14 protein-coding genes and 1 pseudogene are annotated in these 19588 nt (G+C 46.2%); 10 read left to right on the top strand and 5 right to left on the bottom strand.

Features of this window, described 5'->3' with window-relative positions:
- Positions 1–130: 130 nt before the first annotated feature.
- The 3 genes from QUB06_RS10090 to QUB06_RS10080 all read left to right on the top strand — a co-directional run bounded on the left by QUB06_RS10090 (position 131) and on the right by QUB06_RS10080 (position 4256).
- Positions 131–1816: an NAD-binding protein gene (locus QUB06_RS10090; protein ID WP_333435177.1), complete on the top strand. Its 1686-nt coding sequence runs from the start codon at positions 131–133 to the stop codon at positions 1814–1816.
- Between the two features lie 169 nt (positions 1817–1985).
- Positions 1986–3779 carry an N-acetylmuramoyl-L-alanine amidase gene (locus QUB06_RS10085; RefSeq protein ID WP_333435176.1) on the top strand — a complete coding sequence of 598 codons (1794 nt, stop codon included), beginning with the start codon at positions 1986–1988 and terminating at the stop codon, positions 3777–3779.
- Positions 3780–3860: 81 nt separating this feature from the next.
- Positions 3861–4256: an SH3 domain-containing protein gene (locus QUB06_RS10080; RefSeq protein ID WP_333435175.1), complete on the top strand. Its 396-nt coding sequence runs from the start codon at positions 3861–3863 to the stop codon at positions 4254–4256.
- A 116-nt stretch (positions 4257–4372) separates the two neighbouring features.
- On the opposite strand, the pseudogene QUB06_RS10075 reads toward QUB06_RS10080, so the two are convergent.
- A pseudogene (locus QUB06_RS10075) lies at positions 4373–4929 on the bottom strand (Uma2 family endonuclease).
- 79 nt (positions 4930–5008) lie between these two features.
- Entirely contained in the window at positions 5009–5986 is a 978-nt protein-coding gene (locus QUB06_RS10070) for a hypothetical protein (RefSeq protein ID WP_333435174.1), read from the bottom strand.
- A 63-nt stretch (positions 5987–6049) separates the two neighbouring features.
- On the opposite strand from QUB06_RS10070, the gene QUB06_RS10065 reads away from it, so the two are divergent.
- Positions 6050–7267 carry a CapA family protein gene (locus QUB06_RS10065; protein ID WP_333435173.1) on the top strand — a complete coding sequence of 406 codons (1218 nt, stop codon included), beginning with the start codon at positions 6050–6052 and terminating at the stop codon, positions 7265–7267.
- 440 nt (positions 7268–7707) lie between these two features.
- Here the strand turns inward: QUB06_RS10065 and QUB06_RS10060 are convergent, their stop codons facing one another.
- Positions 7708–9243: an NAD(P)/FAD-dependent oxidoreductase gene (locus tag QUB06_RS10060; protein WP_333435172.1), complete on the bottom strand. Its 1536-nt coding sequence runs from the start codon at positions 9241–9243 to the stop codon at positions 7708–7710.
- Between the two features lie 391 nt (positions 9244–9634).
- Here QUB06_RS10060 and QUB06_RS10055 point away from each other — a divergent pair, with 391 nt between their 5' ends.
- On the top strand, positions 9635–10255 hold the full coding sequence (locus QUB06_RS10055) for a prepilin-type N-terminal cleavage/methylation domain-containing protein (RefSeq protein ID WP_333435171.1): 621 nt from the start codon (positions 9635–9637) through the stop codon (positions 10253–10255).
- 117 nt (positions 10256–10372) lie between these two features.
- Here the strand turns inward: QUB06_RS10055 and QUB06_RS10050 are convergent, their stop codons facing one another.
- Both QUB06_RS10050 and QUB06_RS10045 read right to left on the bottom strand, forming a co-directional pair.
- Positions 10373–12277: a penicillin-binding protein 2 gene (locus QUB06_RS10050; RefSeq protein ID WP_333435170.1), complete on the bottom strand. Its 1905-nt coding sequence runs from the start codon at positions 12275–12277 to the stop codon at positions 10373–10375.
- 428 nt (positions 12278–12705) lie between these two features.
- Positions 12706–13281: a hypothetical protein gene (locus QUB06_RS10045; RefSeq protein WP_333435169.1), complete on the bottom strand. Its 576-nt coding sequence runs from the start codon at positions 13279–13281 to the stop codon at positions 12706–12708.
- Positions 13282–13619: 338 nt separating this feature from the next.
- Between QUB06_RS10045 and QUB06_RS10040 the strand changes: the two genes are divergently transcribed.
- The 5 genes from QUB06_RS10040 (at position 13620) to glgB (ending at position 19200) form a co-directional block, all read left to right on the top strand.
- Positions 13620–13844, top strand: a complete 225-nt coding sequence (locus tag QUB06_RS10040) for a serine protease (RefSeq protein WP_333435168.1) — start codon at positions 13620–13622, stop codon at positions 13842–13844.
- Between the two features lie 119 nt (positions 13845–13963).
- On the top strand, positions 13964–14167 hold the full coding sequence (locus QUB06_RS10035) for a glutathione S-transferase N-terminal domain-containing protein (RefSeq protein WP_333435167.1): 204 nt from the start codon (positions 13964–13966) through the stop codon (positions 14165–14167).
- 84 nt (positions 14168–14251) lie between these two features.
- Positions 14252–14491 (top strand): hypothetical protein, encoded by a 240-nt coding sequence (locus tag QUB06_RS10030; RefSeq protein WP_333435166.1) that lies wholly within the window; start codon positions 14252–14254, stop codon positions 14489–14491.
- Between the two features lie 747 nt (positions 14492–15238).
- A complete protein-coding gene (locus QUB06_RS10025) occupies positions 15239–16672 on the top strand; it encodes a transposase (protein ID WP_333435165.1) in 1434 nt (477 codons plus the stop codon).
- A 233-nt stretch (positions 16673–16905) separates the two neighbouring features.
- The gene (glgB, locus tag QUB06_RS10020) at positions 16906–19200 is read left to right on the top strand and encodes a 1,4-alpha-glucan branching enzyme (protein WP_333413445.1); all 2295 of its coding nucleotides are present in this window, start codon (positions 16906–16908) and stop codon (positions 19198–19200) included.
- Positions 19201–19588 lie beyond the last annotated feature (388 nt).

The following is a 19588-nucleotide window of genomic DNA, read 5'->3' as shown; positions in this document are numbered from 1 at the left end:
AACTTCCAGGCTATGGCGGTGCAAGTTCCCTAGATAGTCTTTTTAGCTACATTCTGCAAAGCCAGGGCAGTCAACAATGGTAAGTAAAACTACAAGAACAGCTCCGAAATTGGCTGGCAAATAAATTTTTATGAAACCTCGAATCATTGTTTGCGGGTTGGGTCACACGGGACACAAGATTTTTTGTTTGTTGAGACAGCAAGGAGCGATCGCGATCGGTATTAGCGATCGCCCAATTCGCGGCGAAACTTCTGATGTGGTTGTCGGCCATTTGCAAGCAGCTTCTACCTTGTTGGCGGCAGGCATTCAAAACGCTCACACTTTAGTAATTGCAGCAGACGATGATGCTGTGAATTTGGCAATTTTGATGCAGGCGAGGATTCTCAATCCTCAGATTCGCATCATCAACAGATTGTTCAATACTAGCTTGGGCGACAGAATTGACCACACTTTGCCCGCTCACACTTCCATGAGCGTTTCATCGTTGGCTGCTCCGGTTTTTGCCTTTGCGGCTCTCGGAAATCAGGCGATCGGACAGTTGCGTTTGTTCGATCGCACTTGGCCGATTCACGAAGAATATATCGATGAAACACATCCTTGGAAAAATCGCAAACTGAGCGATTTGTGGGACGATCGATCGCGAATGTTGATTTATTATCTGCCCGCTGCTAACAAAACTGATTTAGTATCGGCGGTGCTTGCCGATCGGCAGTGTCAACAGGGCGATCGGCTAATTGTTGCCACTCAGCCGACTCTCCACAGCCCCCAAAAAACTTTAACTCAAAAACTGCTCAAAACATTAACTAGGCTGCACAGATTTCAGCAGCACAGCCAAGCAGCAGTAATTGTTGTACTGACGCTGCTGGCAATGATTGCCGTTGCTACCGCCACCTATATTTGTGTTGACGAGCATATCTCAATTGTTGATTCTCTGTATTTTTCAGTAGGGATGATTACCGGAGCCGGAGGCTATGAAAAAGTGGCCGAACAAGCTCCTGAAAGCATTAAACTATTTACAGTTATCATGATGTTAGTTGGAGCCGGAATCATCGGCATTTGCTACGCACTCCTCAACGATTATGTATTGGGAACTCGCTTTACCGAATATTGGGATGTGGCGCGAGTTCCGCAGCGCCATCATTACATTATCTGCGGACTCGGAGGAATCGGTATCCAAATTGCTAAAGAACTGCACACTAACGGTTACGATATTGTGGTAATTGAGCAAGATCCAAACTGCCGCTTTCTGAACACGGCTCGCTCAATGAAAATTCCGGTCATTCAGGGAAGTGCCAGTTTGCCCGCAACTTTGGAAGCTGCTAATGTTAAGCAAGCGGCCGCTCTTTTGGCTGTTACTAGCAGCGATATGTCTAATGTCGAAATTGCCTTGAGCGCTAAAGGATTGGCCCCAAAACTATCAGTTATTGTTCGCAATCAAGACCCACGTTTTGCTTTGATGGTGCAGCAAGTTTTTGAGTTTGAAGGAGTTTTGAACCCGACGGAATTGGCGGCTCCTGCTTTCGCAGCGGCGGCGATTGGAGGCAGAATTTTGGGCAACGGAATGACGGCTGATAGTCTATGGGTTTGCTTGGCCACATTGATTACGCCAAACCATCCTTTCTGTGGCCACCGTATTCAAGATGCTGCTAAGTCTGCGGATTTTGTGCCTCTGTATGTGGAAACTAATTGTCAAACTCTCCACGGCTGGGATTTACTGAATTGTTGTTTGAGTACGGGGGATGTTTTGTATTTGACGATGCCGGCGAATCGGTTGGAGCAACTGTGGAGAACCACCTCGGAATTAATTAAAACTTAATGGTTTGACGCGGGAATTTATTTTGCCGATCGCTCAATTGCAACTACAAACCTGATAAAATTGGGTCTGTCTAGTAAATAAGACTTACGGCTAATCCTCAGAAATCCGGTTTCTGAGGGCAAGTTCTAGTATAAATAATCAACAGACTCTCAATTAGTTGCGGTTTAGAATGAGAAAATTTTTAGGATTAGTTGTGTTTGGGATGATCGTGGCGATCGCCTCTGTAGCTGTGGCGGCTCAACCTTTGTTCGTCTCTTATCCTCCAGCCAACCACAAAACTACAGCCGATCGCATTTTTTTAATCGGTACAGCGCCCGCACCGGGACAAGTGTTAGTAAATGGCAACCAAATTTCGCGCACCGCATCTGGGCATTTCGCCCCAACTTTTCCGCTGCAACTCGGCGAAAATGTCTTTACCTTGCGTTACGAAAATCAGGAAGTCAAAATTAAGGTGACGCGCGAGTCGAATCAGCCGGAAGCCCCTGTAGGATTGGCTTTTGCTAAAGATTCCCTGACGCCGAAAGTCGATGTTGCGAGTTTGCCAGGGGAATATATTTGCTTTGGGGCGATCGCACCTGCGAATGCTCAAGTTTCGGTAAAATTGGCGGGGATTACTATTCCTTTAAAAGCGCGATCGCAAGTCGAACTACCCGACAACGCATCTGTACTTTTAGACGCAAATTCCCCGATCAAAAAAGGCGGCAGCCAACAGTATCAAGGCTGCGGTAAAACCCCTGAGAACGCCCTCTCGTCTAAGGGAGAAACAGTTAATTTAGGCGTGCCATCGTTTGAGCTAACAATGAACGGTCAAACTATCAGCCAACAAGGTACTGGCAAGATTTCTATTCTGTCTCCGGCGGATTTAGAAATAGCAGAAGTAACGGCCGATCCGGGTGTTGCCCGAACCGGGGCGAGTACAGATTTTTCTCGGATGACACCGCTGCCGAAGGGAACGCGAGCAACAATTATCGGGCGCGAAGGAGAATGGCTCAGACTCGATTACGGTGCTTGGATTAAAGCATCGGAAGTGCGAATTGTCAAGGATACAGTGCCTCCGCGATCGATTATTCGCAGCGCCAGCTCGCGTCAAGTTTCCGGCTGGACAGAGGTGTTATTCCCCTTAGAAATACCCGTCCCCGTCACAGTGCAGGAAGGACAAGGCACTTTTACTTTAACGCTGTACAATACCACAGCTCAAACTGACATTATTCGCATCTCTGATGACCCGGTAATTTCACGTTTGGAATGGCAACAAATCTCGCCGCTGCAAGTACAATACACTTTTAATCTCAAATCTACCCAGCAGTGGGGTTACAAGTTGAGATACGATGGCACAACTTTAGTGTTGTCTTTAAAACACCCGCCTGCGAATACAAGCATGATGCCCAATTCGCAAGCAAAACCATTATCGGGAATTAAAATTCTCATCGATCCGGGACACGGCGGGCCGGAGGATGGAGGTGCGGTGAGTCCAGTGGGAATTAGAGAAAAAACAGTAGCTTTAACTGTGTCGAAATTGGTGCAACAGGAATTGGTAAATCGGGGCGCGAATGTGGTAATGACGCGGGTAGAAGATGTCGATTTGGATTTGCCACCGAGGGTGGAAATGATTCAAAAAGAAGAACCTGCGATCGCAATTTCAATTCACTACAATGCTTTGCCGGATAACGGAGATGCCATTAAGACTAAAGGCGTCGGCGCTTTCTGGTTTCACCCGCAAGCGCACAGTTTGGCAATATTTTTGCACAATTATTTAGTTGCCAAGTTAAACCGTCCGAGCTATGGTGTATTCTGGAACAACTTAGCCATGACTCGTCCTGCAGTTACTCCATCTGTTTTAATGGAATTGGGATTTATGATCAATCCCGAAGAATTTGAATGGATTGTGAATCCGACAGAACAAAAGAAATTAGCTGAGGCGATCGCCCAAGGTGTTACCGAATGGTTTGCCTCGGTCAAATAATAGTGAGTAGTAAGGACTGAAGTCCTTCTCCCAAAAATCATAGTCAGGACTTCAGTTCTGTCAATCCAAGGAAATGAAATAATGCTAATTTTTACTCAATCAAAAGCCTTTTTTATTGCAGCCGTCGTTGCAAGTTTTAGCTTCTCACTTTACAGCTTTCCTGTTTTCGGCAAGCAGCAAAGCCTTGCTCCCGCAAAAGCAGAAGCTTTAAAAAAGCAAACTCATTGCTCGTTTATTACAGGTGAAGGTGGCGCTGTTAACATTCGCAAAGGCCCAGGCACTAAGTACGCGGTTGTTGCTAAATTGAAAAGAGGAGACGGAGTTAGGGCTGTCAGCAGACAAGGTAATTGGGTGAAAATTGCGGCAAGATTTTCGGGTAATCCTCCTAATGAAACTTTTACAATCCTTGACGGTTGGGTGAACAATCAATTTATTAATGGCTGTTCCGAAGACCAATTTGACAGGTGGCGGCAATAGGGGATTTGGTTTGTAGTAAGGATTTCAGTCCTTAGTTGAGATGAAAGTTAAAGTTTTCACTACAAACCAAACAGGGAAAGTTTTAAAAGTAGTACAAAAAAGACGATCGCCCTGATTCATTGTTGCATTTTCAACCAGCTAAACACCTGTTCAGCGGTGATATTCAGGGGAATCATTTCGGGCACAGGAAGGACATCGCTACCTTCGCAGAATTGCGGTTGTTGGTTGGGCAAAAACGCTAAAATCGATCTATCGTCTGGATCGATTAGCCACCCCAACTGACAATTATGTTGAAGACAGTGAATAATTTTTCTAGTTACGCGATTTGAGCTTTGTTGTGGCGACAGGATTTCGATCGCCCAATACGGTGCAATTAGCACATCATCTACTGGTTCGCCACTGTCATCAAATTGAATCTGTTCCCACAATAGTACCGCAATATCTGGAACAATCGATCGCCAAACGTACACCGCAACTCTGGAAACGCATAAGCTATCTTTGAAGTTTCCGTCACCTGATTAATTTCATTGCACGCTTTTAATCGCAATCGGCTGTGCTTTGTTTTCGGCATAGGTTTTTGGATAATCTCCCCCTCAATTTATTCGCTGGCAGGTTTAGTTTCTGGCAGTTTCAGAAATTCTTCCAGGGTGAGACGCCCAGTTGCGATTGTCATAAATAAATTCCTCAATTCTACCTATCTTCCGTGTAAGCGAAAAAAATATTTATCTTGCATTAAAAATGTGCTGTGTTGCCTAATTTTGCGGGACAATCTGCTGTTTAAATTCAAATAAATTAGGATTTTCTGGGTCATAAAAAGCCCGCAACCAATGCACGTTTGGAGAACCAAAAGTTTCAACTCTAGTAAAATTTTTCATTCTCGGTAATTGAGTCTCATCGGTAAAATGGGGTAAAGGTTTATCGATGCGGAAATAGTGAGTATCGCCGTGGACGAATACAACCTGCCCTGGGAAATTGCCTGTTTCTGTTTCCAGAGTTGCGATAAAATCGTTGTAACCACTTCTTCTTTTGTCCGTCGGATCGAATTCAAATCCCGGATTTGCTTGTGCAACTAACACAATTCCTTTGCTGTTGCTGCGTTTGGCTAAAGCAAAACATTCTTTGATCCAGGCTAAGTTAGCCCAATTGCGATCGGCATATTCAGCATCTGCTTCGGGAGTGCGGCCAAAATTGTTGTTGCTTCCCGGCATATTAATCGCGAAAAACACAACTCCATGATAAATCCAGCGAACATTTTCGCGGAATTTAGCAAACTGCGGGTTTTCGCTTTGACGGGTGAGAGTTAAGGTGCGCTTTCCCAAACTTTGATTACCTTGGTTGAAAATTTCCCGCAGTTTAGCGAGTCTTTCTACTGGATCGTAACTGCCGTTTTTTGAACGGTGGCAATCCGTCCATTCATTGTCACCATAAACTAGAATAAATGGAATTTCAAAATTATCAAATAACTGCTTGCGACTGACAAAAGTTGCATCATCGCAGACACTAGAACCGTTTTTAATGTCGCCGTCGTGGACGACAAACGCTGCGGGCGATCGATTGATATCTGCAATCAAACTCGGAAATTTTGCTTCTTGTTCGGCACTGTAGGGCAAATCGCCAATCAAGGCAAATTCAAAAGGTTTATCGCCCGAAGTTTGAGCGTAAGTTAAAACCCCAAAACCCGTAATTGCTACAAAAACAATTAAGGCAAGAATTAGATAGTTTTTTTTCATTTTTTGAGCTGTAACTAAATTATTTATGATATCATACAAGCCGACAAATTACTCTCAAAAATCATGAATTTTCGTCGGTTGCTCTCGATAATTGCCATGCTTTCGATCGCAGGCTGCAATATCCAAACGCCACAAACTAACACACAGCCTACAGAAAGTCGTAGCTTGCGGGGCGGGACGCCATCGCCAATTGCAGCCTCTGTTCCCCCCAAACCAAAGTCGGAGATCAAAGAAGCGAAACTAATTGCTGTCGGCGACATCATGATGCACAGTACCCAAACGCGATCGGGCTACGACGCCAAAAAGAAAACTTACAACTTTGACACTTTCTTCGCACCAGTTAAAAGTATCCTGTCAACAGGCGATTGGGTGATCGGAAATCTCGAAACACCTTTAGCGGGCGAAGATGCGGGCGGATATACGGGATATCCGCTATTTAACGCACCGGCTCAATTAGCGGATGCTGCTAAAAAAGCCGGATTTAATATATTGACAACCGCGAACAATCATGCTTTAGACCGGGGAGAAAAAGGGGTAATTAGGACGATCGCCAATCTGAGCGATCGCCAAATTGCTGCCATAGGAACAGCCACATCAGCCGCCGAGGCTTCACGCACTTTTATCAGCACCAAAAACAACATTTCATTAGCCAAGCTAGCCTACACCTACGGCACAAACGGCATTCCCATACCCAAAGGCAAAGATTACTTAGTTTCCCTAATCGACGAAAAAAAGATAGTCAAAGACATTGCCAAAGCCCGCAAACAAGGAGCAGATATTATCGCAATTTCCCTGCATTTTGGCGACGAATATCAGCGACAGCCAAACACCCAACAAAAACAATTAGTGGAAAACCTATTAAAAGCTGGTGCAGACATCATTCTCGGCAGCCATCCCCACGTCGTCCAACCTTACAAAATTTTTAACTTCCCCGGCAAAAATGGGAAAACCCGCAAAGCTGTAGCAATTTATTCAATGGGAAACTTCATTTCCGGCCAGAATAAAAAATATACAGACTTAGGCGTGATTTTCCAAGTAAATCTTCGCAAAACATTGCCAGAAAAAACCACAGAAATTACCAGCATCAAAACCTTTCCGACTTGGGTACACCGCTATACTTTGAACAATAAAACGAACTATCGAGTTTTGCCCTTAGAAACAACTGTCAGCCAGAAAAAAGATGCACTACTAGCAACTTCACAGTATCCTGTTTTATCAAAATATTTGCAGGATATGAACAATCATCTTAACTCTTTGAATAGTCCGAAAAAATCCAAATAATTTGGGATTGAGAATGGGAAATTGGGCATTGGTGAGTGGAATTGGAGGCGTAGCCGAGCGATTTTTCTTCCCCGGCAGTGCCCATTTGTAAGGTAACAACTTAAGCTAGGGAAGCATTTGTCAATCAGCAATTATGCTCAGAATTCACTCAAGTTTTTGGTAGAAAACTTAGATTTTGGCACTCGAACAATCAGACCGAATCTTCACCCAATAAATTTACCCAAGCTTGGATATCCTTTCCAATCAGTACGAAATGGGCAGCCGAATAGCGCGTCATATCAACTCCGCTAGCATCGAATTGTAAAATCGAATCAACAGTCAATACTCAACTATCATTCAGTTTTTGGACTGACAGTTAACAGTCAACAGTCAACAGTCAACAATAATTCCGGTGCAACCGGAATTGATATCAATTGACCCCTGGTAAGCTTTGCAAGCAATCATGTATCCAACGAAAGAGGGTGTAGTGGAGTAGAGCGACTTGTCTTTTTGTGATTATATTCTTCCGATACGCCAAGATAATCTGATGGTTGATATCGGCCGAATATCTCAGCGAAAATGTTAGGCAATTTTCGATAAGGAGAAATACCCATATCTTTAAGCATGATGTCAATATATTGTTGGAAGCGAGTGTTAATCGCACAGGAGCGCGAAGGTTCAAATTGAATATTTGCGCGTTTCCACTGGCGGATACATTCAATACTTTTTTCCATATTTTCGCTGGAAGGTAACTCAAGTTCACCACGCAAGTAAGCACACAGCCATTGTGTGGCAATCTCGACTGCTGGCACGTGCATATATCCATGATTGAACCCAGCAAAGGCAATGCCCGGAATGCGAGGATGAAGCAAGTGGCGATATAACTGCACGCCATCGGGTTCGGTTTCCAACATTTTTCGATATTTATCAGGCAAAAATGGAAAAATCGGCGTTTGCGAACCCAAAGATAGAACAACTAAATCGCATGGAATCTCGCAACCATTTTTCAACTTTACTGCTTCTGGCGAAAAACCCGATAACTCTGCACGGTGGGGCGAGATTTTTCCTTCTGCAATAAACGGATAGTAATTTTCAGGCGCAACCGCTGTGGCTGAACGTAAATCAGGCAATAGTTTGTGGTCAGGTTGTACAGCTTTGATGCGGCGCTGGGCTTCTTGACCTTTTCCAGAAACATTTCGCTGAACTTGAAAGCGGAAGATGGATGCAATCAAATCCCAAAAAGCTGAAACAATGAAGCCAAGGCGATTGTGCAGGAAACGTTCAATGGCGGTTGGATGTGCCCAACTTGTCATCATCACTGTTCCAAAGCGGCTGAATAATGCGTAGGTAAAATGTACGCCCAAAATCCATTCGGGGATAAGCCAGCGCGGTGTACGAAATACATGATTTACTTGCGCGCCTTGTTTTGCTGCGAAAGTCGCCATGTCCAAAGCGCTTTTTCCGAAGCCAACGATTACAACTCGTTGATTGTCGAATATATCAAGCGTGTGGACATCCCGTTCAGTGATGATTTTCCCGCCGAAATCTTCGATACCTGGAAATTCAGGTTGATACTTTCCTTCTGTATATTGCCCAACTGAGATAACGACGTATCCAAATAATTCTTCGTGAACGCCCTCCTGGTTTTTATATCTTAATAGCCAGCCCTCTTCTGTTTCTTTTAGTTCGATAACTTCGTGATTTAACCGCACATCAAGCTTTAGATGGTTGACCGCTTGCCCCCAATAATTCATGATTTGTTCTCCCGTGGGATGTAAATCAGGCGTGAATGGCCACGGAAAATCTGATAAATGATACTGTTCCCTGATATTTTGCAGGTGTACGTTTGGGTATGCAAGTGCCCATACTCCGCCCATCTTTTCGGATTTCTCAAAAACAACTGCTTGGAAGCCATTTTTCTTGAGAATATTGGCTGTCGTAATGCCTGATATTCCCGCGCCAATAATGGCAATTGGCATACCGTTTTTGTATTGCATATATTTGAGTCTCCTGATTGGGTAGGGTTATGAGAGTAATTATCCTGACGGAGTGACAAAAAACCGGACAGCCTTGCACTGATAAGAGTTTAAATCGATCGCTCTCAAAAAGACAGAAGCGTTGTCACCCCGTCAGATCCGCGACCTTAACCCCACCTGCTGATACCTTCGCGCTCTGGTGCGAAGGGGCGATCGACAAAATTGCTGTAGGGAAACCGCACTACCGTTTCCTGACTGCCGTTTCCTTACCCGCAGTTTTTTTAAAGTCGCATAAATTTTCAGTAATTACCGATCTACACACTCGCCAAACCCAAAGTTAAAATATACCCAATAAAAAATAGCTCCTCCTAGCTGTTTTTTTGTCCAGCTAAATATCAGGGAGTGCATCTACGTGTCAATAAATAAAACGCTCAAAGGCAGAGCCACTACACCTGCCGCAGGTTTTACCCTGATTGAGCTATTGATAATTATTTTAATCATAGGAATATTTAGTGCGATCGTCGCCCCCTCTTGGCTAATGTTTATCAACAACCACCGTTTAAAGGTATCGCTCGATCGAGCTTATTGGGCAATGGAACTTGCCCACAGCAACGCCAAACGATCCAAAATTTCATGGCAAGCCAGCTTCAAACAAGTAGGAGAAAATGTACAAATAGCCGTTCACCCAGCCGACATTCCCCCCGGCCAAGTAGCAGCCAGTCAATGGAAAAACCTAGAACCGCAAATTCAAATCGATACAGATGAAACAACAGTGCTCCAAGTAAATGAAAGCAACGAGCAAAAAGCAAAGGGCACAATCCGGCGCGTCATGTTCAACCATCGAGGTTGCCCCGTATCTCGAAGCGACCACGACTGCACGCTAACGAGTATAAGAGCCAAAGGAACCCTAACACTATATCATCCCAACTTAAGAAACAGCCAACGCTGCATCATCATTTCGACTCTCCTCGGACATAAACGCACCTCCCAAAGACAATCAACACCCAACGAAAACAAAAGATATTGTTACTGACAGGGCGATGAATTATGTTGGGGGTAGGGAAACGGCATTGCCGTGTCCTCAATAGCCGTGTTTTCGATCGTCAAATTCGAGCGTCAATTCCTGACGCAACATCTCAGATATAATCAACTACTTCTTACTCGGCGCAATCTTCTCAATAGAAATCAGCGCCTCCATCACCGACTCCACAATCGGCGCCGCCACCGTACCCCCCGAAGAACCCTCCTTCGGCTCATCAATCACCGCCAAAACCACATACCGAGGAGCCTCCACAGGCATTATCCCCACAAAGCTAGTAATAATCGCCTTGTCAGAATAACCCCCACCAGCATTAGCTTTTTGAGCCGTACCCGTTTTTCCAGCAATCCGATACCCTGGAATTTGTGCAGCTTTCCCCGTACCACCATCAACCACAGTTTCCATCATTTCTAACACCTGCTTAGTAGTTTCCGGCGAAAAAACCTGCTTCGGAACCGGCCTCGGAAGCTTCCAATAAGCTTCACCATCCCTATCAAAAAGTCCCCGCACAACGTGAGGAGTCACCAACTTGCCACCGTTAGCCAAAGCGCCGTTAAGCTGCACCAACTGCATCGGAGTAATCGAAAAACCTTGCCCAAAAGCCGTAGTAGCAACTTCCACCGGAGAGTTAATAAATTGCTCTCGATTTTTAAGCTGACTGGTTACTTCAAAAGGCAAATCTGTTCCCGCAGTTTGTCCGAGTCCGAGTTTTTCTAAAGCTTGATAGTAAAGAGAAGGTTTCATGGTTCTCATGATGTGTACCATCCCCACATTGCTAGAATGTTTCAAAATCTCAGTAACAGTGGAAGGGCCGCGCGCGCCTACGATTTTGTAATCGGAATTTTGGATAGTCCAGGGATTCATGTAAATCCGACCTTCATCGTTAAACACAGTATTAGGTTTCACCGCACCCGCTTCCAGAGCGATCGCCACATTAATCGCTTTAAAAGTCGAACCAGGCTCATAAACATCAGTGACAGCCCAATTTTTATAGCGCGACAAATCGAAATTAAAATATTGATTCGGGTCATAAGAAGGTTCCGCTACCACTGACAGCAATTCCCCGTTACGGGCATCCATCACAATCACTGTGCCCCGCTTCGCATTGTGTTGCTTCATTTTTTCCTTGAGAGCAACTCGCGCAGCCCGCTGCAAGCGACTGTCGATCGTCAATTGCAATTTCAAGTCATCAAGCTGCACAAATCCCGCCGTCAGCCGATCGGGAACCCAATTCCCATTGCTCGACCTGCTAAACTGAATCGACGGCATCGATCGTTCCAACAAATTCTGCTGGCTGTATTCCACCCCGGCTTGTCCCTTCCGTTCCCCGTCCACATAACCGAGGATATCAGCCGCCAACTCCTGCTGCGGGTAAAAACGCTGCTGCTGCCGCAGCAACTCCAAGCCATCGACCAAATTCTCTTTAATTTGCATCCCAGCGACGCGATCGGCAACCTCTTGAGGCAGAGACTCCGCAATTGTAATACCGCTTTCAGCAAGATTAAACCTGCGTATCAACTCAGTTTCCGACGTAGTGCCCGGAGTCAGTTCGATCGCCAGCATCGGAGCCAATTTAGCAGCAATTTCCGCCTTCGAGTGGTTAAACAACTTCGGGTGAGCGTAGAGCGTGTACACCTGTCTGTCGATCGCCAAAACATTCCCTGCGCGGTCAATTATCGGGCGTCTCGGTACAAACGGCTTCGTTTTGAGAGTTTGCTGCTGCTCGGCCTGTTTACGCAGTGCCGGAGCTCGCGTCACCTGCAAATAAAACAAATTCACAGCCAGCCCCAGCCCCCCCAGCATTAATACCGCCCACACCGCCCACAAACGGAACTTGCTGCGCTTTAAACGCTCTACCGGTCGCCCCCAAGATGCAGCCGTCTGTTGTGGCGAGCGGCCGAAGCTGCCCGAATATCTAGGTTTGGCTGGTTTTTCCCACCCAGTGCGATCGCCCCCCTGTTTTGGGCGTTTGAAATTCGGCGATCTGTAGCGGTCAAAACGGGGGTCGTAGCTCATGGCATTAAAAATTCAATAGCAAGTTATAGCGTTTCTCAGTAACATGATGTACTATCTGGCATTGGGCATTGGGCATTGGGCATTGGGCATTGGGCATTGGGCATTGGGCATTGGGCATTGGGCATTGGGCATACCTCACCACGCTTGAGAACCGCTATAAATCATTTTAGAATTTAGAATTTAGAATTTATGGTTTAGGAGAGAAAATTAAATACTTGGGAATGAGCGATCGCTATCAGCCTTTCGATCGGATCTAGAGTTGCATTCTGTTTTTTGAAGTGGTGTTAATTATTTTTAACTTGTAACTTCCGGTTGCAAGCAGAAAATCGATCGCGACTTGCAAAAAAGTCAAAAAGGAAATTAGATCCTCCAATTCTCAGGCCCTCGGACACTCATGCCCGGAGGGCACTCTCCGCTTTGACACAGGCTTAATAGCCCAGCGGTGTTTCCACACCGCCTCCCTTCTTGAGAGCGGGTTCAGAACTTGGTGCCGCAAGGGGCGATCTGGTTTCAGGGGCCGGCTGCAAGAAAATCGTGTTCCCTGGATTCTGTGGAGCCAAACCGGTTTCTGGATTTTGGGCTTCTTTAGCAAGTTGGTGTTTCAAGACTTCGCTAGCAGCACTCAACTGCTGTTCTTGGAGGCGCAGAGTTTCCAGTTTTTGATAATCCTGACTCCAGCGCTGCTCGCCGTAAACAGTCAAGCCGTAGAGACTCAGAGCACCGCCCAAAAGCATAACTGCTACCACTGAGGAGGCGCGCTGTGCCTGCAGGAGCGATCGCAACCACACTGGCTGCTGCTGGCGAGCTGGCATGACTTTCAGCACCGATGCGGACTGCCGAACCTGAGCCTGTTCGTCTGCTGGCGAGTAGTTGGGCAATACTGGCCCTGTCTTCGCCCGCCTAGCTCGGGCAATAGAAGTAACTTTGCTTTTGGCTGGGCCAGCAGCGGGCTTGCGGGTCGATCGGGAGCGGGGAGAATCGGGGGATCTGATAGCAGCGGTCATAGAGTTCACCAATACGTAAAGTGGGGTAGCTTCAGCTTGATTGAGCTTAAGAGTTTTTTTTCAAGGGCGAGCGCCAGTTGTGGCAATCTGGGTTCGATCGGTTATCCTTACCAAGGATACCTCACAAGCCAACCAACCCATCCTACCACTGGTCTCTTTGACTTCAGGATTTGCCAAAAAAAAGAAATCTTTGCTGGTTAGCGATAATCTATGTGAAATTTATTAATAAATGCAGTATTGTAATCAACGAGCGAATCGTTGAGCTATTCGTGCCAGCATTGTTTCTCAAGTACACTATTCCCTTCCTTGCGATGGGTTTTCAATGTTAAGGAGTTTTTATGAACAAGGGATTAATTCGTTTGACTTTGGTCGTGGGCTTGGCAGTAGCCCTCGGCGCCTGCGGAGGAGATACCGGCGGCGGCTCCAGCCCTAGCCCCTCTCCGGGCGGCACTGGTGGCACTGGCACTACTACTACTCCCCCTGCTTCTTCTGCATCTCCAAAGTCCACTCCTGGGACTGGTGCAACTACTACCCCTGCCCCTTCTCCTAAAAAGTCTCCCTAACTAGGGCGATCCGAGAGTGTTTGCCCAACGAGCCTAGCCTCCAGGTGAAAAATCGTTCGCTCCTCGCATTTTTTCATCTCAGAGGTCTAGGTCTCAAGTTGGGTGTTAGTTGTAGTCTGATGCTTTTACTACTGTTCCGTACATCCCCTTACTGCAGCAAAGTCCGCTTAACGCTGGGTTACAAGGGCATCCCCTTTGAAGTGGAAAACTTGACTCCCGGGCTGCACGTTTTGAAACTCAAGTCTCTGACGGGAGGTTTGAAGACAGTGCCCGTGGTGCTGCCTCAACTCGAAGGTCAATCGATTTTAGATTTTAGATTTTAGATTTTAGAGGCGACCCCACGGATAAATGCGGGGGCTTGAGGATTTTCGATTTTCGATTTGGGATTGATTCCACGGATAAATCACGTGGCGGGTACCACCTTTGAAATTCTTGGTCAACCGGAGGCGAGCGCAGACGCGACGAAAATTTTGCACGATCGAGTCTCGTTTTCCTTCCCCGCCGCTGTTGCCCGCAGACGAGAGGAAAGTAAGCTGAGGCTTCGACGATCGAATACAGGCTCGATGAAAGCATCGACATTGCTACTCGATGTGTTTACTGCGAGTTTCGCGCCGCTGCGGGCAAGCAAATCGACCCGTCTGTTTTGAGCCAGTTTAGTGATTCAATTGGCGCCCCGCCACTGCGGTATTAACCCGGCCTCGGCAAAACTCGCTCCAGTTGCGCCTGAGTGCTGCTTTAAACCTATTGCACCGTCGCTGGTAGGATGGTGCTAGTTTCGTAGGCGATGCCTTGAGCATGGCATATATTGCTTGCTGCTGTCGCCATGCTGAGTCCTTTAGCTTTGATTCCTCAATACCGAGTTAAGCATCCTTCGCTGTTTGAGCGTATTGCCCAAATTCACGGACTTTGTGGGCAAACCCCGCCTCCGAGATGTGAAAGTCTACCGATCGGGCGATTGTCCCTGCCTGAAAATTCCAGGTAAACTATTAACTGCTCCCCAACACTTACAGGGTTGACCCTCCTGCAGTCGCCAATCGACAAGAGTTTAAAAATATCCGTTATCACATATAAAAAAATAAGTCAAGGATATTTGGGAAAAAATATAAATTTTTCAATTTGTTTTAACTACCAGCCGGGAAGTCCCTCGGTATATTTAGAGGGGACACATCTGAGCGCTGCGCGAAGTACCCCGAATAAATTACGCCCGCGTGATGGAAAGAAGCGTCGGGTGGAGGGACGGAAACCGACAATTAGACTTAGCCACTATGAATTAATCTTGGGAAGTATCTTGATTTTCGATGTACTTCCTAAGTGTTGAAAGGGTAATCTTTGGTGTGGCATTTTGGACATACACAAACTATACTATGCAAAGGTCGAAAAAAGAAAGTTAAAAAATGCAACTCACTTACAAATACCGCCTCAAACCCACAAAAGCCCAACTAACAACGATGGTGGCTCACCTAGAGCTCTGTCGTCGGCAGTACAACTACCGACTTGGCGATAGATTTAGGTGGTGGTCAGCCACGAGAACACCTATCAACGCCTGCCCCTTGATTGTTTCGATAGTCCCGATTGAGGAAATTTATCAAAATATTCCTTTGACGAGAGTGCAAACTAGGGATGGTAGAAAAAAGGATGAGTCAGGCAATCCTTTGACCAGGAAAGGTGACGTTTTATCGAACATTGAAGGCGGATATGTACAGTGGCAAACCATACAACTGGCTGACCTGAAAAACACAAAAAAGCTATTTCCTGATTATAAAGTGTTGGACTCTCAGGTTTTGCAAGATGTCGTCAACAGAGTGGAAACTTCCTTTTCAAATTTCACCACGCCCGATAAAAATGGCAATCGTAGAGGCAAGCCCAGATTCAAAGGGCTTCATTACTACAAATCTTTCACTTATCCTCAACTAGACAATCTTGATATTGTCAAGGACGAGCAAAATAGGATTTGTATTGACCTCGCAAAAATAGGTCAAGTACCTATGGTTTTCCACCGTCCAATACCAACAAGGTTCACAGTTAAGACGGGAACAGTTATCAGAGAAGCTGATGGGTGGTATATCTCCCTGACGCTAGAAGATAAAACAGTTCCCGTAACGGTTGCAGAAATTCAACCGACGGTCGAAAATACTGTTGGCATCGATCTGGGAATCACTAATTACGTCTATCTTTCCAATGGCGAGAGAGTTGAGAATCCTAGGTTTTTGAGGAAGTCGGCCCAGAAATTGGCAAAACTTCAAGCGAACTTAGCTAATAGAGTCAAGGGTTCTAAGCCTGGGAAGATTATCAAGGACAAGATTTCCAAACTCCATCAGTTTGTAGCTAGAGCTAGATTAGATTTTCAGTTTAAAACTGCACATGAGCTATTCGGTAAATGTGAGGTTTTAGTTGTTGAAGACTTGAGTGTCAAAAATTTAACTAGACGTGCCAAGCCCAAGACTGATGTTGAAAATGGTAATTTGGTTTATTTGCCGACCGGTCAGTCAGCTAAAAGTGGCTTGAATAAATCCATGCTTGATGCTGCTCATGGGCAATTCGCCAGCGTCCTAAAATATGTCGCCTGGAAATTGGGTAAAAGCATTTTGTTTGTCTCTCCAAGAGGAACTTCTCAACATTGCTGGAATTGCCTCAACAAAGTACCGAAAGAATTGTCGGAGCGCTGGCATTCTTGTCAATGCGGAGAATCTTTGGCTCGAGATAAAAACTCAGCTAAGCTTATAAAGAGAATTGGTCTAAGTTACGAAAGTGGCGGGGGAACTCCGTCACTCAAAAAAGCCTTTGAAAAAAAGGAAAAAGAAGCCTGCGGTCTAACTGTACTCAGTTGACCGTCAGGTTCGTTCACTATTTCTATACTTAGATGTTAGCAGTAAAACCCCAGCTCGGCCGTCGGCAAGGCAACAGCCTGCTGTGTGTGCAAGGACGCGCGCTGGATCTGCAGCAGTCAAGATCGTGCTAATCAGTGGTAGGATCAGCAATCAAAAATGTATCGAAATGTAAAGTGCAGCGCCGCTCTAGGTTTTGAAAGCCATTTAGTTAAAAGATTGAGGTAAGTAGTTTTATGCCCGCGACCGTCCCCTTTGAACAGATTGACCGCATTGTTTGGAATCAGCACCACGATCCCTTTGAAGTGCTAGGCCCTCATGCGATCGAAGAAAATGGCAAAAAAGTCTGGGTCGTCCGAGCTTATCTGCCGAATGCGGATGCGGTATCGGTAGTTTTGCCGGAAGCCAGGGCCGAATACTCGATGAAATCAGAGCATCACCCTCACTTTTTTGAATGTACGATCGACACCCCAGAACTAGCAAACTATCAATTGCGGGTCAAAGAAGGGGAACACGAGCGCTTCATCTACGATCCCTACGCCTTTCGATCGCCCAAACTCACAGAATTCGACCAGCACCTATTCTCAGAAGGCAATCACCACCGCATTTATGAAAAACTCGGGGCGCACCTCACCGAAGTAGGTGGCATCACAGGAGTATATTTTGCCGTTTGGGCCCCGAATGCCCGCAATGTCTCTGTTTTAGGAGATTTCAACTATTGGGACGGCCGCAAACATCAAATGCGGAAATCGCAAAACGGCATCTGGGAATTATTTATTCCGGGACTATCCGTGGGAACTTCCTACAAATACGAAGTGAAAAACCAAGACGGACATCCCTACGAAAAGTCCGATCCTTACGGTTTCCAGCAAGAAGTGCGGCCGAAAACAGCATCAATTGTCACCGACTTAAGCACCTACACTTGGAACGACAGCGCTTGGATCGAAAAGCGGCGGCACACAGACCCACTGACGCAGCCGGTTTCGGTTTACGAATGCCACATCGGTTCTTGGCTGCACGCCGCTACTGACGAACCCGCCGTGCTACCAAATGGGGAAATACAACCCGCCGTGCAGGTTTCGGAACTCAATCCTGGGGCGCGCTTTCTGACTTACCGGGAATTAGCCGATCGGCTGATACCCTACGTCAAAGATTTGGGATTCACCCACATCGAAATGCTGCCCATCGCCGAACATCCTTTCGACGGTTCTTGGGGCTATCAAGTCACCGGTTATTTCGCCCCAACCTCCCGCTACGGCACACCTGAAGATTTCATGTATTTTGTGGACCAGTGCCACGCCAACGGCATTGGCGTACTGGTGGACTGGGTACCGGGACATTTCCCCAAAGACGGCCACGGTTTGGCTTTCTTTGACGGAACTCACTTGTACGAACACGCCGACTCCCGCAAGGGCGAGCACAAAGAGTGGGGAACCCTAGTATTTAACTACGGCCGCAACGAAGTGCGGAATTTCCTAGTATCAAACGCTCTGTTCTGGTTTGACAAGTACCACATCGACGGGATTCGCGTAGATGCCGTAGCCTCGATGCTTTATTTGGATTACTGCCGCGAACCGGGAGAATGGCTGACCAACCAGTACGGGGGCCGGGAAAATATCGAGGCGGCAGATTTTCTGCGTCAGGCGAATCACGTCATTTTTAGCTATTTCCCAGGTGCGCTGTCGATCGCCGAAGAATCTACCTCTTGGCCGATGGTATCTTGGCCGACCTATGTAGGCGGTTTGGGTTTCAACCTGAAGTGGAACATGGGTTGGATGCACGATATGCTCGACTATTACCACATGGACCCGTGGTTCCGCCAGTTCCACCAGAACAACATAACTTTCAGTATGTGGTACAACCACAGCGAGAATTTCATGCTGGCTTTGTCCCATGATGAAGTAGTGCACGGCAAAGCCCACATCATCGGGAAAATGCCAGGAGACGAATGGCAAAAGTTTGCAAACGTGCGGTGTTTGTTTACTTTTATGTTTGCTCATCCCGGCAAGAAAACGATCTTTATGGGGATGGAGTTCGGCCAGTGGCACGAGTGGAACGTTTGGGGAGATTTGCAGTGGCAGTTGCTGCAATTCGAGCCGCACCAAAAGTTGAAGCTGTTTTTTAAAGATTTGAACCATTTGTACCGCAGCGAAACGGCACTTTACAGTCAAGATTTTGCTGAGGATGGGTTTGAGTGGATTGATTGCAGCGACAATCGACACAGCGTCGTGGCATTTGTGCGCCGAGAGAAGGATGGCGACGAGTTTGTGGTGACCGTGTGCAATTTTACGCCGCAGCCGCACTCTCACTATCGCGTAGGAGTGCCGGAACCTGGTTTCTATACGGAGTTGTTTAACAGCGACGCGCGGGAATACGGCGGTAGCAATATGGGGAATTTGGGGGGCAAGTGGACTGAGGAGTGGTGGTTCCACAACAGTGCTTATTCGATCGACTTGTGTTTGCCACCTTTGGGGGTGTTGATTTTAAAGCTCGATCGGGCAAAAACAACAGCCAAATCTCAAGAGTTTTAAGTTGTGAGTCGTGAGAGTTTTGAGTTAAAAATCAAAGCTTTATTAAACCTAAAACTTTGAGGGTATTCAGAAACCCGGTTTCTCCAAGAAATCGGGTTTTTTTTGTTTTGTTGTTGTGGCGAAAGAAGGAAGTTCTGCAACGGATTCGCTTTCTTCGGATTTAAGGAATTTAATATTAATTCCGGTTGCATCGGAATGATTTAACCGCAGAGTACGCAGAGTTCACAGAGGAAGAGAAGAGAGAGATGAATAATTTCGATGCACACGGAAAGGATATAAGGTTCTTCCTTACTTGGTATGCCAAACTAACAATTAAAATGCCAAGTAAGTAAACATCTATTTTTGTAGTTTTCAAAATTCCTAAAGCCATATGCAGAACGTTTTATTA

This window comes from Microcoleus sp. D2_18a_D3, from assembly GCF_036702455.1.
Taxonomy (GTDB): domain Bacteria; phylum Cyanobacteriota; class Cyanobacteriia; order Cyanobacteriales; family Microcoleaceae; genus Microcoleus.
This window is presented reverse-complemented; position numbering and strand designations above follow the sequence as displayed.

Excerpts from the sequence above, each read along its gene's own strand:
- QUB06_RS10090 (WP_333435177.1), top strand. The coding sequence starts at position 131 with ATGAAACCTCGAATCATTGTTTGCGGGTTGGGTCACACGGGACACAAG.
- QUB06_RS10085 (WP_333435176.1), top strand. The coding sequence starts at position 1,986 with ATGAGAAAATTTTTAGGATTAGTTGTGTTTGGGATGATCGTGGCGATC.
- QUB06_RS10080 (WP_333435175.1), top strand. The coding sequence starts at position 3,861 with ATGCTAATTTTTACTCAATCAAAAGCCTTTTTTATTGCAGCCGTCGTT.
- QUB06_RS10070 (WP_333435174.1), bottom strand. The coding sequence starts at position 5,986 with ATGAAAAAAAACTATCTAATTCTTGCCTTAATTGTTTTTGTAGCAATT.
- QUB06_RS10065 (WP_333435173.1), top strand. The coding sequence starts at position 6,050 with ATGAATTTTCGTCGGTTGCTCTCGATAATTGCCATGCTTTCGATCGCA.
- QUB06_RS10060 (WP_333435172.1), bottom strand. The coding sequence starts at position 9,243 with ATGCAATACAAAAACGGTATGCCAATTGCCATTATTGGCGCGGGAATA.
- QUB06_RS10050 (WP_333435170.1), bottom strand. The coding sequence starts at position 12,277 with ATGAGCTACGACCCCCGTTTTGACCGCTACAGATCGCCGAATTTCAAA.
- QUB06_RS10045 (WP_333435169.1), bottom strand. The coding sequence starts at position 13,281 with ATGACCGCTGCTATCAGATCCCCCGATTCTCCCCGCTCCCGATCGACC.
- QUB06_RS10040 (WP_333435168.1), top strand. The coding sequence starts at position 13,620 with ATGAACAAGGGATTAATTCGTTTGACTTTGGTCGTGGGCTTGGCAGTA.
- QUB06_RS10035 (WP_333435167.1), top strand. The coding sequence starts at position 13,964 with ATGCTTTTACTACTGTTCCGTACATCCCCTTACTGCAGCAAAGTCCGC.
- QUB06_RS10025 (WP_333435165.1), top strand. The coding sequence starts at position 15,239 with ATGCAACTCACTTACAAATACCGCCTCAAACCCACAAAAGCCCAACTA.
- glgB (WP_333413445.1), top strand. The coding sequence starts at position 16,906 with ATGCCCGCGACCGTCCCCTTTGAACAGATTGACCGCATTGTTTGGAAT.